Source organism: Polaromonas aquatica (genome assembly GCF_042659145.1).
GTDB classification, from domain to species: domain Bacteria; phylum Pseudomonadota; class Gammaproteobacteria; order Burkholderiales; family Burkholderiaceae_C; genus Polaromonas; species Polaromonas aquatica.
Genome location: NZ_JBHSRS010000043.1, coordinates 1 through 1282, shown reverse-complemented (window position 1 = coordinate 1282; position 1282 = coordinate 1). Strand labels below are relative to the sequence as shown.

1 protein-coding gene is annotated in these 1282 nt (G+C 60.4%); it reads right to left on the bottom strand.

Annotated features, from left to right (window positions below; all coding sequences use genetic code 11):
- A partial coding sequence (locus tag ACFQND_RS12280; RefSeq protein ID WP_377413629.1) for a DUF4158 domain-containing protein occupies positions 1-1136 on the bottom strand: 1136 nt, incomplete at its 3' end.
- Between the last annotated feature and the right edge of the window lie 146 nt (positions 1137-1282).

The following is a 1282-nucleotide window of genomic DNA, read 5'->3' as shown; positions in this document are numbered from 1 at the left end:
GAGCGTACGGGGCGAATGGCATCAATCAATCCTTCGCGCACAAGGGAGGCCCGACTGGGTGGCTTGCGTTTCTGGGTTTCGATGACCAAGGCTTCAAGCCGTGCGCGCAGCTCGGCGTCCGGCACAGCGCCCTGGGCGCTCAAGGCCACGAGTTCGGCCAGTAGCGTTTTGTACATCGCCGCCCAGTTGACGGTGGCTGGGACCTCGGCAGCGGCCTGGCGCCACAGATCGGCAATGCGGCGCTGCACCATCAGGATCAACTGATCCGTGGTGGTGAACAGGCAATAGCGCAGAAAGCAGGCGATCTCCACTGTGCGCGCTGGCTCCTTGATCTTGGCCCCGGCAGACGGGGGTCTTGATACCAGTCGACGCGCGTACCGGCGCAAGATGAGATCGGGGATGTCTGCCAAGTGTTTGTGAACGTTCAGCGCGTACAGCAGGTCGATGCGTTCAAGTACCTCGCTGATTTGGCGAGTCGAGTGTTTGGCCGGTGCCGACCATAGCCAGCTTTGCTGGGTTTGGCCATCAGGGCGGAGTTCCGCGACCGATGCCCGCCAACGATCAAGGACTGCCGGATCGACGCCGGCGGCAATTGTTGCGCCTGTTTCTGCTTCGAGCTGGGTAAGTGCGCTAGCAATCAAAGACCGAATCGCCCGCTCATGCACGATCACCAGCTTATTCTTGTACAGCCATTGGCGGGCCCGCGCGAGCAGTTGATCGCGATCGGCGCAGCGGGCCACTTCATCCCGCAGTTCACGCACCAGGAAGCGACGTTGGTGCTCGCTCATCCACCGAAAACCAAGGACCGTGCAGGCCACTTGCTGGTGATCGAACAGTGTCTTCTCCCGCCCGTACAGTGTTCGCAGTGAGGCCACGTCAGGGGTGGCAATGCCAAGTTCGTCGCTGAGGTGGCGCCACAAGGCTACGGGAACCACCCGAAATGCATAGAGCAAACGGCCACTCATGCGCAGAAAACCGATATGAAGCGCCAGACCCAGCTTGTGGGCATCGCCCCGGCGTGCATTGATTGCCTCGCGCTCAGCACCGTCGAAGGTGAAAAACGCCTTCATCTCGAAGTCGCTGATATCGCGTGGAAGCTCGCGCATCCCCAAAAACGTCGTCTGCCAGCCCTGCATCGTGTTACCCCATTAGTGGGAGGCCACGATACCCGTTTGGAAAGCGAACAGGAAAGCCAACAGAATCAACGATCTACCAATACCACCCCCGCGCCAGTGCTGGGTTTGCGAACCGCCAGTTATTGCACTGAAAACGAGGGGACCCC